The sequence below is a fragment of the Fontibacter flavus genome (assembly GCF_042432905.1).
Taxonomy (GTDB): domain Bacteria; phylum Bacteroidota; class Bacteroidia; order Cytophagales; family Cyclobacteriaceae; genus Fontibacter; species Fontibacter flavus.
Window position 1 is genome coordinate 39,306 of record NZ_JBHLWI010000014.1, and the last position, 12,312, is coordinate 51,617.

The following is a 12,312-nucleotide window of genomic DNA, read 5'->3' on the forward strand; positions in this document are numbered from 1 at the left end:
ACATCAAAACCTACCGGTATAACCAAAATGGATCTTTGAAAGATTTAGTGCAAAATCCTGGGTATTGGATCCTCCCAACCCATAAATGAAATTAAATATCCCTCCTTCTGTCTCAAGACTAAAGCCAAGGCCTAAAGCATATGGATAATCATCGACCAAAGCCTGAACAGAATTACCCAACCTTCCCACATCGGCAAAAATCATAAAATATGAATAGGTATCAAAGTAATATCTTGGCTCAAAATTCAAATAAGTATAATTCTTTGCAAAAAAGAAGTTTTCATTAAAGCCACGAATGGTCTTCAGGCCACCTAACCTGAAGAGGTCATTGACAAATAAATTGGAATTTTCCATCAGGCCTCCTGCCAGTCTGGTTAAAACTCCCCATCTGGAGTTCAAGTAAAAATACTTCTCTACATGCCCTTTTAAGTAATATTGGAGAGACCTCAATGAAACCCCATCATATACAGAAGATGGAATTGCTGTATTCCTGATAATGTTTTTATTACCTATAGCAAACTCCATCTGTGCCAATGCCCCTCTCCTCGGAAAAAACCTATCATCTAACCAGGATTGCTCTATGCCAATACCATAATTATTAAATCTAAAGTCACCTACTTCGGGAAGCACCGTCAGTTCTGACAAACCTGACACTGCCAATAAATCTGCTGCTTGTCTTCTGGAAAAAAAACGCAAATAAGCACCTTCTCCAAACCTGTACCCAAAATCTATCCGAAAATCCCTATTCAAAAATGTGGTATCCTCTTTAAGTAGAGAAAAAGAAGCTTTCATGTCCACACCTGAACCATACAACAATGGCTCAAGCGCAGAAACATTCAAATTCTGCGAAAATTGATTAAAACGTTGCCAATGCAGTTCATAGCTTCTACCCCTGCCTGCTACATTATACAGCGCCAAATCAAACTGTCCTGTGACCAGCATGCGGTTTCCTTCCAGTTCATTTGGCAAGAAACCAATAATCCCATCAATTGCATTGACCCTCCTGTCCTCCAAGGGTAAATATAAAGTGGCCTCTTCATTCTGAAAACTCAACTCCGGCTCTCCTGACCACCTTAAATACGGAAGATTCCTGATCTGTCTTATTCCCTGATCCACCTTTTTTTGGGAAAAGGGCGTTGAGGGTCTAATCTGCAAAAACCTTGACAGGAATTCTTTCTTGGTCTTAGAATTTCCCGTGACTTTTAAGGTATCAAAGGTGATGAATGGCCCTAGTTCAACATTTAAAGCTGCACTGATACGGGTTTCATTTCTTTGAACTGAATCAAGCGCTACCGAGGCAAAAGGATAGCCGAGGTTTTCAGATGCATCCAAAATTTTTCCAAAAATATTGGCAACCTCAGCATAATTGAATGACTTTCCCCCAAATTGCCGGAGATCAACACCCGCCTTCAGTAAAAAAAGAGGATCAGCATTTCCCTTAGACAGCTTGACCCACTCAAATCTAACCCCTGTATCAATTTGCAAATACAAAGAATCCGTGCCTGTCCATATCCCGTTACTTTTTGGACTGAGATATCCCAGCTGATTTAATTCAAGGATCAACTCCCTTGAAAACTGGCTCATCTGCAGGGAATCTACAAAACTCAAATTACCCTCTCTCATCACACCTCCCCGGATTTCATAATGCAGCCATTTCCCCTGCTGGGCAAATAGCTGAGAAATAATCAATGATGAAAAGTAAAAAAAGAGTAGAAACCGTCTTTTCAATGGAAGCTAATTGGTTAACTTGTATATTTGGCGCTTAAATTAATCAATTTGTCTGGCATCTACATCCATATCCCCTTCTGTAAGCAGGCTTGTCATTATTGCGACTTTCATTTCAGTACCAATACCAGCTTAATTGAAGTGATGGTGGACATGATTTTGAGGGAGTTGGAACTCAGAAAAGATTTCTTACCCCTTAGTAACCCTATACAGACCATTTATTTTGGCGGAGGAACCCCTTCACTCTTGACTGTCCATCAATTTGAAAAAATACTAAACCAGATCAACAAGCAGTATTCATTGGAAGTGAAAGAGTTGACACTGGAAGCCAATCCTGATGATTTAAAGAAAGACAAACTTAAGGATTTGAAGAGCCTGGGTTTTGACAGGCTCAGTATTGGTATCCAAAGTTTCAATCAGCGGGTTCTACAGTTTTACAATAGGGCACACAATGCCCAAGAATCCATGGTCGCCGTCGATTTGGCAAAATCAGCCGGATTTGAGAAGTTGTCCATTGATTTGATCTATGGATTTCCCCATGAAGATCATTCCTTGTGGAAAAAAGACCTTTCCTTGGCTTTGCAAATTGACCCTGGACATATAAGTTCATATGCCTTGACTGTGGAACCCAAGACGGCCCTCGGAAATTGGGCAAAAAAAGGAAAGTTCCAGGAAGCCTCTGAGGATTTTCAAGCTGAGCAGTTTGAAATACTGATGGATGAAATGGAAAAATCAGGGTATATCCAATATGAAATCTCCAACTTTTGCAGGGAGGGGCAGTTTGCACTGCACAATACCAATTATTGGAAGAGCGTTCCTTATTTGGGCATTGGACCTAGTGCTCATTCTTTCGATGGCAAACACAGGGGAAATAATCTTGCCAATAATGCCCTTTACATCAAAAAGCTGGAAAAAGAGGAATTGGCCTATCAGCAGGAGGATCTTCAAGAGGAGGATTTAGCAAATGAGTATATCCTTACCTCCTTGAGAACAATATGGGGCCTGGATCAACAAAAGCTCCTTGATGAGTTTGGAATAGACCTTCAACTGGAAAAAGGTAAATTATTAAAAGAACTCGAAAGTCAGGAACTGATCAAACAAGACGCTGGACATATATATTTAAGTAGAGCTGGGAAACTACTTGCTGACAGCATAGCTGCCTCTTTATTTATCTGAAAAATAGACTACCTTTGAATCAATGGACAAGTACAGGGATCACTCGGGAAGAAAGAAAGAAGTAGCACCATTGCAGGAAGCTTTTGAGGAATTATTGAAAGCTTACCGGTTAAAAGACAAGTTTGACGAAAGACAGGTCATTCAAGCTTGGCCTGAAATCATGGGACAAACCGTTGCTAAAAGGACAAGTGGCCTTCATGTAAAGGAAAAAAAACTTTTTGTTACCATCAACTCTGGACCTGTCAAAAAAGAATTATCGATGAACAGGTCCAAAGTTTTAAGCCTCATTGAAAGCAAATTTGGTAAAGGGGTAATTGAAGAAGTCGTGTTTCTCTAATTAATCCTGAGCTGCAAACACCCGCTTCATCAACGCCGTAGTTCTTTCCATAGGATTCTCACGGATATTTTTTTCTTCCTGAGCCACTAATAGAAACAAACCATCAATAGCACGTTGCGTTACATAGGCATTCAAATCCGGATCGATTTTTCTATTGGTAAGCGGAATTGCATTATAGGCATTGGCGATATCTCCATAATACCTTGTCGCCCCAACCTCGTCCAATGACTCCTGAATTCTTGGCTGGAATAAGGAAATCAGCTGAGATTCTGTCGTTCTTCTCAAAAACTGTGTGGCGGCATCCGGTTCACCTTTGAGGATATTGAACGCATCCTGAATGGTCAATTGCCTGATGGCACTGATAAAGATAGGTTTGGCTTCCATGGCTGCTTTTTCTGCTCCTCTGTTGATGGTCAATAAAGCCCTGTCTACTTCAGCACCTAATCCCATTTGCCTCAAAGTATTTTCCACTCTTCTGGCATCTTCAGGCAGTAATATTTTGATCAGTTCATTTTTGAAGAAACCGTCAGTCGCAGATGCCTGATCTGCCCCTTTACTGATACCTTGTATCAGTGCTTCTTTAAGTCCTTGTGAAACTTCTGTTTGGGTCAAAGGCCCTTGACCTCCTGCAGCTTGTAATATTTTATTGATATCCGCAGAAGAACATGCGGTCAGTACACTCAAAACAAAAACGAAGAATAAAACAGGATAACGCATTTCAGATTTTTTTAAAATTTAACATTATTTATAAAGTAGCTTACAAATGTAAACAGGATAATTAAGTTAGTTTTGGTAATATTGTGATTGAGAAAAACCGATGATCAAATTATCTAGTCCAAATATCGGAAAAGTAAGCCTTTTGGTTGCCATCTTAACTTGGCTGGCATTACTTTTTGTGGATATTACCAGAATTTTCGGACTTCTAAACCAACTTGAATCAGGGGTTGCTCCTGAATTTTCCTATGTTTTGGAGATCATGTTCTTCATCATGGTTTATATTTTTTACAATTACTCCATTGCCCAAAACGAGAGAAATGAATTCTTAAACCTCATTTGGAGAGGCGCTTCCACAGGATTGCTCGCTCTTGGGGTTTCGCTCTTAATCAGGGCATTTTATTTCCTACTTGGAGATTCCAGACTAGCTACTGACCTTCTGCTGAGAAATTTCTTTTATCATGTCAACTTTGCCCTTATCACCTTATTTCTGATCTCCTGTACTTTACTTTGGAAGCGTCTAATATTGTACCAAAAAACCAAAAAAGTAGTACAACAATGGCAGGCCTTTGAGATTTTGCTGTTGATCAGTATGTTTTTTATCTTTTTCAACAAGAATTCTCTGGATTACAGCTTTCTGTTTGGATTGGTTTTCATCACCATCTTTTCCATCTCTCTTTCGATCAACCTCAAATGGATACCCTATCTGACATTCAAGGAGAAATGGAAATCAATCCTGTTTCTCTTTATCATTCTAGTATGTGCTTCGTACCTGTTTTTACAATTAATTTCTTATAGTGATGCCAAACAGATTCTTGTCAACCTGACTGATAATTTATTTCTGATAGGCCTCTTTGCTTTTGTATTTGTTTATTCTCTGTTCAGCTTTTTGGTCACATTATTCAATCTCCCTACCTCATCTGTATTTGAACAGAAGCTGGTTGAGGCGATTAATTTTCAGCGACTCAGTCAATCAATCAAACCCGGTCAAAATGAAACTCAGGTATTGGATATCCTGATTGATTCCAGCATGAGTGCCTCTTATGCAGATGCAGGCTGGCTTGAATTAAAAAATGAGGCTGATACCCCAACTATCATCCACAAAAGGTTTATTGAAAAAGAGGAATTGGCAAAAGTTTATAAGCTGATCAACGATAGTAAACCATTTAGCCAATTTGATTGGAAAAAAACAGACAATGACAACAAGGTTTTCCAGGGGAAATTAAACCATCCTCTTTATCATTCAGCATTAATGATTCCCTTAGTTGTCAATCAGGATACCATTGGCCGCCTCTTTTTGACAAAAGAAGTGAAAGACGGTTTCAACAAGGAAATGGTCAACATCATTTCGACTTTTGTGGGACAGGCCTGCATTTCAGTTGAAAACTACCGCTTGCTGAATGAGGCCATTAAAAATGAACGGTATAAGGAAGAACTGAAAATCGCCCAGCGCGTTCAAAGGAGCCTTTTACCGGACACCCTCCACCATGACGGAAGTTTTGACATCTGTGGTTTTTCGGTAGCAGCTGATGAGGTAGGTGGGGATTATTATGAAACACAGCCAATAGGAGAGCATACATTCGCGCTCATAATTGGAGATGTATCCGGGAAAGGAACCTCAGCCGCCTTCAACATGTCCCAAATGAAGGGGATATTCCACAGCCTTGTGCAGTTGCACCCAAGTCCAAAAGAATTTTTGACCAAAGCAAATAAAGCTTTAAGTCAGTGTCTGGAAAAGAACCACTTTATCACCACTTCTTACTTCAACCTGAATACTGAAAAAAAAGAAATCACTTATAGTAGGGCCGGTCATTGCCCCACACTTTATTACAATAAAGAAAAACAAACGTGTGATTATTTGAGTATTGATGGTTTGGGACTTGGTATCATCCGAACCCAACTCTTTGAAAATTATGTATTCGAAAAGACATTTCACTATCAAAGTGGAGATGTATTGGTGCTGTTTACAGATGGCATAGTGGAAGCCAAGGACGATAAGGGAGTAGAATTCGGATACGAAAGACTGAAAAATGTATTAAAAAACTGTGCAGATTTGGACACTGAAAAAATCCAAAACAAGATTATTGAAGAGGTATATCGGTTTATTGGCAAAAATAGTATTGCTGATGATGATTATACCTTAATGGTTATCAAGTTCAAATAAAAACCCAAGGAGTTAAACAGCGTATATTAAGACATGTTGAATATTGAACATAAAACGACAGGAGACTATTCTGTACTCATGCTTTCCGGAGAAGTGGATGCAAGTAACTCCGTGGATTTGGATGCCGCCATTCAGCGCATGTTGGGCGAAGGAGTCCAAAAATTATTAGTTGATGGCAGTAAGTTAGAATACATTTCATCCGCAGGACTGGGCGTTTTTATGTCCTATCTGGAAGAATTCCAGGAAAAAAATATCCGCTTGGCCATATTTGGTCTGCTGGAAAAAGTTCATCAGGTATTCATTATTCTGGGACTTGATAAACTCATTCTTATTAAATCCACTCAAGAAGAAGCGCTTGCCGCCATCTCATGAAGGATAAGTTGAAGCTATATTGCAATACAGGCCAGCTTGTAATTCTCAGGAATTTTTTGGAAAAAATCTTGGATGACACCCCATTATCCGAGATTGAGAGACATCAGGTAATTTTAGCTGTGGAAGAGGTTTGTGCCAATCTGATCATCCATTCGCATGCATGCAACCCCACTACCTATATTGAACTGAAAACCCGGATTTTAGACGGTCAGGCAATTTTTGAAATAATGGATTTCGGGGAAGGCTTTAATATTTTGGAATATCAGGAACCGGAAATATCACAGGTGATCAAGACTAAAAGAAAAGGAGGCCTGGGGATCATGCTGGTCAAAAAAATAATGGACAAAATAGAGTTTGAGTCAAATGGCAGCAAAAATACCTGCCGTTTATTTAAGGAATTGAAATCCAAATAATTGTTAATAATTAAAGGATAATACCTTAAGTCCCCGAATTTCTTCATTTAAATTTGTAACATTGCAGTATCGTTTTGGCATGTTATTCAGTATGAACAAAAAGTATTTATGGTATTCTCTCTTAGCTTTGGCTATTTCCTGTAGTCCAAAAGCTAACTTGGTAAAAGATGATGGTCAAAATGAAGCTCCTGAACCATTGATGACCATTGGCAATGAGGATGTCTACTCTGATGAATTTTTATATTTATTGTCCAAAAACCGTCAATTCCAGGAAAAAGAAGAAAAGTTAAGCCCAGAAGAATTTCAGGAAAACCTGGACCTGTTCATCAACTTCAAATTGAAGGTGAAGGAAGCGGAAAATATGGGACTGGACACTTTGGAAGAGTTCAGACGGGAATTTGAGATTTTTAAAGAAGACCTGATCAAACCTTTCTTAATCAAAAACTCACTTCAGGAAGGTGAGCTCATGAAGGCTTACAACCGCATGCAGGAAGTGGTCAAAGCTTCCCATATCCTGATTCAATTTCCCAACAATGCTGGGAGAGAAGATACAATTGCTGTCTTTAGGATGGCTCAAAAGCTTAAAGAGGAAGCTGAGGCCGGAGCAGATTTCAATGAACTGGCCTATGAACATTCTGATGACCCTTCTGCAAAAGACAATAGGGGAAGTTTAGGGTATTTTACCGCCCTACAAATGGTACATCAGTTTGAAGATGCGGCTTATGGTTTGCAGATAGGACAAATTTCCGATCCGGTTTTGACCAACTTTGGTTACCACATCATCAAATTAGAAGACCGTAAACCAAACCCAGGGGAAATCAGGGTTTCCCACATTTTGGTGAGAACACAACCAGGAGATCCTGTGTCAGAAGAAAAAGCGCTTCGTAAGGTAGGCGATATCTATACCGAGCTTCAGAAACCGGAAAGCGACTGGGATGAGGTATGCAAATTATATTCAGAGGATCTTGGAAGCAAAAACTCTGGAGGAAGCCTGCCATGGATAGGCTTGGGAGCAGTAGTTCCAGAATTTGAAAGGGTAGCTTTTGCATTAACTGAAGAAGGGGAAATCTCTCCTCCTGTAAAAACCCCTTATGGTTTTCATATCATTAGATTGGAAGAAAGAAGACCAATCGCAAGCTATGAAGATATGGAAGCCTCTATCAAATCCAGAATTCTCCGTGACAGCAGGTCAAGCATGATTGAATCACAGGTAATGGCCATTCAAAAATCCAGGTATAGTTTTGTTGAAAATGATACCACCATCATCCAAATCCAGGATATTTTCAACCAAAACTCAAGAGATGAAGCTAAGAAGTTGATCATCTCTGAAGGATTAGAAGAAAATATACTCTTTTCTGTACAGCTGCAAGATAAGACCGTTGGTGATTTGTTGGCATTCATACAGGCAGACAAGCAAAATGTGAGGCTTGGAACAAAAAGTTATTTTGAGGCTTGGCTTGATAAATTCATCGAAGTCACCTTGAATGAGACAGAAGAGAAGGACCTGATGACTAATAATGAGGAGTATAGGCTTTTACTTAAAGAGTATAGGGATGGTATTTTATTGTTTTCTTTAATGAATGAAAACGTATGGCAAAAAGCCATTTTGGACATTGAAGGACAGCAAAAATTCTATGAAGAAAACAAAGCCAACTATCAATGGAAAGAAAGAGCTAGGGCTTTGATCGTCACCATGGGTAAAGAAGAAAGTGTGCCAGCAGTAAGGAGATTCCTGTCTGACAAGGTATATAAACCTGATCTTGCCGATAGGCTTGAAAACACCTTCTTGTTGAACAATCCTTTGGCCTTTACGATGGAAGAAGGCTTATATGAATGGGAATCGCATCCTATCTTGATGAAATCAGGAATCAAGCAGGGATTACAGGAAATAAAGGTGGATGGAAAAATGCTATTTGTCTTAACAGGAGAAAAAGTAGCACCGCAAACTAAAGATTTCAATGAAACAAGAGGAAAGGTAATACAGGATTATCAGACTTACCTTGACAATCAATTGGTCAATTCATTAAAAGAAAATTATATCCTCCGAATAAATGAGGATGAAAAAAAGAGAATTTACGATATCGTTGTTGACAAATAAAATCTCGCTGGTTTTACTACTTGTTTTTGTTACTTCCTGTGACCTGTTTAAATTTAAAACAGGCGATGATCAGGAAGATGATCCTATCGTTGCTTCCATTGACCAACAATATTTAAGGATGTCGGATATTGCTTTGGTCAATACCCAAGATCTTTCTCAGACGGATAGCACCAACATTATCAACAGGTATATCCAATCCTGGATCAAAAAGCATTTGATGATCAAGGAAGCTTCCAAATCCATGGCTTTTGATGAAGCGGAGATCAACAGAAAGCTCTTAGATTATAAATATGCCCTAATGGTGTATGAGTTTGAAAAGGCTTACACAGAAGAAAAGCTGAACAAGGAAATATCCATTGAGGAAATTGCGGCTTATTACGAGGCCAATAAAGAAAATTTCACCTTGAAAGAAATTATTGTCCGGGTCAACTTCCTCAAAATAGAAAGAAATAACAACCAAAATAAAAATTTGGAAAGGTTATTGAGATTACCAGAAGGCCAACAGGAAGGAGCAATTCGGAACATTGCCTTGCAACAGGCCAGTAATTACTTTCTGGAAGACTCAACTTGGGTAAGAATTGATGACATCATCATCGATACACCATTGGCCAACAACGGCAATATAGTTGGTTTACTCAGAAACAATAAGCTGATCGTAGTAGAAGACGATCAGTACAATTATTACTTCAGAATCTTGGAATACAAGCTCCAGGATCAGATTCCTCCAATGGAATTTGTAAAAGAAGAAATTGCAAAGATCCTGATTAACAAAAAAAGGATTCAGCTTGTAGAAGACTTACAAAAAGAAATTTATAACCGTGCACTTGAAAATAATGAGTTCAAAATATATGAGTAAAATTAAGTTCATTCTGAGCATTTTTCTTGGATTATCCCTTTCTTTAGCGAATGCACAAAATACGCAACAAGAAAGCCAAACTCCTTCAGGTCAGGTAATTGATAAAATTGTAGCCAAGGTTAACAATTACATCTTACTTGAATCTGATGTACAAAGAGCTTATTTGGAAGCCATTGCACAAACCCAGCAAGGCTTTGAAACCCCGACCCGCTGTGCTGTTTTTGAATCGCTGTTGATCAATAAACTGATGGTGGCCAAGGCAGAACTTGATTCCGTGATGGTTTCAGATGCTGAAGTAATGATACAAGCTGATCAAAGGTTTTCTATGGTCATGTCACAGTTTGGAGGAGATGAATCTATGCTGGCGGAAATCTATGGCAAAACAGCTGACCAACTGAAGGCTGAGATTGAAGAGTCTTTGAAAGAGCAGTTGGTGATTACAAAGATGCAGCAAAAAATCACTGAAGGATTGACGGTTTCCCCTGCAGATGTACGGAAATTCTACAATTCCATCCACAGAGATTCCCTTCCATTTTTCTCTGCAGAGGTAACGGTAGGACAAATTGTAAGAAAACCAGTAGTGAATCGAGAAGTCAAGGAAGAAATAGCCAACAGACTCCGAGGATTCAAACAAATGATCAATGATGGCACTGCTGATTTCCAAACACTTGCACGTGAACATTCCCAAGACCCGGGATCTGCTATGATGGGTGGGGAACTTGGATTCTTCCGAAGAGGTGAATTGGCACCAGAATATGAAGCTACCGCTTTAGGGCTTAAGCCAGGAGAGATCAGTGATCCAGTTGAAACCATGTTTGGCTTCCACATGATACAGCTCTTGGAAAGAAGAGGAAATACTTTTAATACACGCCATATACTGATCAGACCATTGCCATCTGAGGAGGATATCAAATCAGCTGAAAGGTATTTGGACAGCATGAGGACTCAGATTATGGAAAAAAAGATTGAGTTTGCCAAAGCAGCAAAAGAATACTCTGAAGACCGTGCCACTTCTGATAATGGGGGCTTTTTTACTGATCCACAGAATGGCTCAAGCAGATTAACTTTAAGAACTTTGGAAGATCCCGTATTATATTTCACTTTGGACAGTATGAAGGTCGGTTCTATCACCAAACCAATGAGATTTGAGGATGAAAGAGAAGGAACCAAGGTGAGGATTCTTTTCTATAAAGAAAGATTCCCTGCCCATAGAGCCAACATGGACGACGACTACGAGAAGCTTAAAGCTGCCACCAAAAGAAAGAAAGAAGAAGAAATATTAAGTCGATGGTTCCTTACTGCCAAAGAGGATGTCTTTATTGACATAGACCCTGCCTATGACAGGTGTGAAGCCCTGAAGGACAGATAGGGCTAAATAGCTAAAAAAAAGCCGCTTTGAAATTTCAAAGCGGCTTTTTTTATCCCTGTACGTTAATGAGTGATTCTCTCCTTCTCATTTTACCTGCCGGTAGACCATACATCATTTTAAATCTTCTACAGAAGTAGGCGGTATCTTTATAACCAACTTCTTTTCCAATATCCCGGATACTTTTCTTAGAGGTCCTAAGGAGCTCTACAGCAGCTTCCATTCTTTGGTATTCGATGTAATCCTGTGGATTGATTCCTGTCAACATTTTGAAATACTGACCTACATAATCTTCAGAAACGTTCGCCACCTTGGCCAAGACTTTATTGGACAGATCCCCTCCAATATTTTTCTTGATATAATTGAACAAATCTATCAATCTTGGATCCTTGAAATAAGTGCTGTTGGTCGAAAGTTCTTCCATGAAAAGTCGATTCTTCAGAATATGTCTGACCACTTCGATCACTAACAATTCTGTATGGATTTTCATTACCCTTTCTTTCCCAGGAGTATTCTGTTCGGATTCTTTGACCATGTCTTCGATAATTGTGGCTACACGATCATTAAATCTTATGGTAAAGGGAGGAATCCCAAGTGAATTGAAAAAATTAACCACATCGAAAACCTTTGCTTCAAAGTTGACGATGGTGATACAGTCTTCTTCTAAATTTTTGATTTCCTTAAAACTGATGGTTTGAAGGTATTTTTTCTTGTTGTCTTGAAAAGCTTCATTTGATATTTCACTTTTCTTACCCACGGATCCAAAAGATATGGAAGTTTTCCTACCCGCCGGTATAAAAAGGATTTCTCCTTCATTGACAAGTTCTTGTTCTTCCCCAAATTTCAGAACACCTTGATGCAATAAAACCACCGAATTTTCGGTATCCTGATAGTCTAAAACCGAGATGGGTTTTTCTACTTTGTAATTATTGCCTTTTAAAAAGCGAACGCCAACCGATTCTATGACTTTGTTGTAATATTCCATGATGGCAACAGATTTAAGTTTTTCTGTAAAAGTATAATAATTTTCTACATAGCAGTAGAATTATTAAATAAAAAATTAAAATAACATGAAAAAGGGCACAAAATTT

At 38.9% G+C, this 12,312-nt stretch carries 11 protein-coding genes; 8 read left to right on the top strand and 3 right to left on the bottom strand.

The window, feature by feature from the left end:
• Positions 1 to 3 precede the first annotated feature (3 nt).
• A complete protein-coding gene (locus tag ACFFIP_RS06615) occupies positions 4 to 1,689 on the bottom strand; it encodes a POTRA domain-containing protein (protein ID WP_382386793.1) in 1,686 nt (561 codons plus the stop codon).
• A gap of 87 nt (positions 1,690 to 1,776) precedes the next feature.
• On the opposite strand from ACFFIP_RS06615, the gene hemW reads away from it, so the two are divergent.
• A complete protein-coding gene (hemW, locus tag ACFFIP_RS06620; protein WP_382386794.1) occupies positions 1,777 to 2,901 on the top strand; it encodes a radical SAM family heme chaperone HemW in 1,125 nt (374 codons plus the stop codon).
• 22 nt (positions 2,902 to 2,923) lie between these two features.
• A complete protein-coding gene (locus ACFFIP_RS06625; protein WP_382386795.1) occupies positions 2,924 to 3,238 on the top strand; it encodes a DciA family protein in 315 nt (104 codons plus the stop codon).
• On the opposite strand, the gene ACFFIP_RS06630 is transcribed toward ACFFIP_RS06625, so the two are convergent.
• Positions 3,239 to 3,955, bottom strand: a complete 717-nt coding sequence (locus ACFFIP_RS06630; RefSeq protein ID WP_382386796.1) for a DUF4197 domain-containing protein — start codon at positions 3,953 to 3,955, stop codon at positions 3,239 to 3,241.
• A gap of 100 nt (positions 3,956 to 4,055) precedes the next feature.
• On the opposite strand from ACFFIP_RS06630, the gene ACFFIP_RS06635 reads away from it, so the two are divergent.
• The 6 genes from ACFFIP_RS06635 (at position 4,056) to ACFFIP_RS06660 (ending at position 11,224) form a co-directional block, all read left to right on the top strand.
• Positions 4,056 to 6,116: a GAF domain-containing SpoIIE family protein phosphatase gene (locus tag ACFFIP_RS06635; protein WP_382386797.1), complete on the top strand. Its 2,061-nt coding sequence runs from the start codon at positions 4,056 to 4,058 to the stop codon at positions 6,114 to 6,116.
• Between the two features lie 33 nt (positions 6,117 to 6,149).
• Positions 6,150 to 6,488 (top strand): STAS domain-containing protein, encoded by a 339-nt coding sequence (locus tag ACFFIP_RS06640; RefSeq protein WP_382386798.1) that lies wholly within the window; start codon positions 6,150 to 6,152, stop codon positions 6,486 to 6,488.
• A complete protein-coding gene (locus ACFFIP_RS06645; protein ID WP_382386799.1) occupies positions 6,485 to 6,901 on the top strand; it encodes an ATP-binding protein in 417 nt (138 codons plus the stop codon). The genes ACFFIP_RS06640 and ACFFIP_RS06645 overlap by 4 nt, the downstream gene beginning before the upstream one ends.
• A 61-nt stretch (positions 6,902 to 6,962) precedes the next feature.
• Positions 6,963 to 8,999: a peptidylprolyl isomerase gene (locus ACFFIP_RS06650; RefSeq protein ID WP_382386800.1), complete on the top strand. Its 2,037-nt coding sequence runs from the start codon at positions 6,963 to 6,965 to the stop codon at positions 8,997 to 8,999.
• On the top strand, positions 8,959 to 9,855 hold the full coding sequence (locus tag ACFFIP_RS06655; protein ID WP_382386801.1) for a peptidylprolyl isomerase: 897 nt from the start codon (positions 8,959 to 8,961) through the stop codon (positions 9,853 to 9,855). The genes ACFFIP_RS06650 and ACFFIP_RS06655 overlap by 41 nt, the downstream gene beginning before the upstream one ends.
• Positions 9,848 to 11,224 carry a peptidylprolyl isomerase gene (locus ACFFIP_RS06660; protein WP_382386802.1) on the top strand — a complete coding sequence of 459 codons (1,377 nt, stop codon included), beginning with the start codon at positions 9,848 to 9,850 and terminating at the stop codon, positions 11,222 to 11,224. Before ACFFIP_RS06655 ends, ACFFIP_RS06660 begins: the two co-directional genes overlap by 8 nt.
• A gap of 49 nt (positions 11,225 to 11,273) precedes the next feature.
• Here the strand turns inward: ACFFIP_RS06660 and ACFFIP_RS06665 are convergent, their stop codons facing one another.
• A complete protein-coding gene (locus ACFFIP_RS06665) occupies positions 11,274 to 12,206 on the bottom strand; it encodes a helix-turn-helix domain-containing protein (protein ID WP_382386803.1) in 933 nt (310 codons plus the stop codon).
• Positions 12,207 to 12,312 lie beyond the last annotated feature (106 nt).

Excerpts from the sequence above, each read along its gene's own strand:
- ACFFIP_RS06660 (WP_382386802.1), top strand. The coding sequence starts at position 9,848 with ATGAGTAAAATTAAGTTCATTCTGAGCATTTTTCTTGGATTATCCCTT.
- ACFFIP_RS06655 (WP_382386801.1), top strand. The coding sequence starts at position 8,959 with ATGAAAAAAAGAGAATTTACGATATCGTTGTTGACAAATAAAATCTCG.
- ACFFIP_RS06625 (WP_382386795.1), top strand. The coding sequence starts at position 2,924 with ATGGACAAGTACAGGGATCACTCGGGAAGAAAGAAAGAAGTAGCACCA.
- ACFFIP_RS06640 (WP_382386798.1), top strand. The coding sequence starts at position 6,150 with ATGTTGAATATTGAACATAAAACGACAGGAGACTATTCTGTACTCATG.
- ACFFIP_RS06630 (WP_382386796.1), bottom strand. The coding sequence starts at position 3,955 with ATGCGTTATCCTGTTTTATTCTTCGTTTTTGTTTTGAGTGTACTGACC.
- ACFFIP_RS06665 (WP_382386803.1), bottom strand. The coding sequence starts at position 12,206 with ATGGAATATTACAACAAAGTCATAGAATCGGTTGGCGTTCGCTTTTTA.
- ACFFIP_RS06635 (WP_382386797.1), top strand. The coding sequence starts at position 4,056 with ATGATCAAATTATCTAGTCCAAATATCGGAAAAGTAAGCCTTTTGGTT.
- ACFFIP_RS06645 (WP_382386799.1), top strand. The coding sequence starts at position 6,485 with ATGAAGGATAAGTTGAAGCTATATTGCAATACAGGCCAGCTTGTAATT.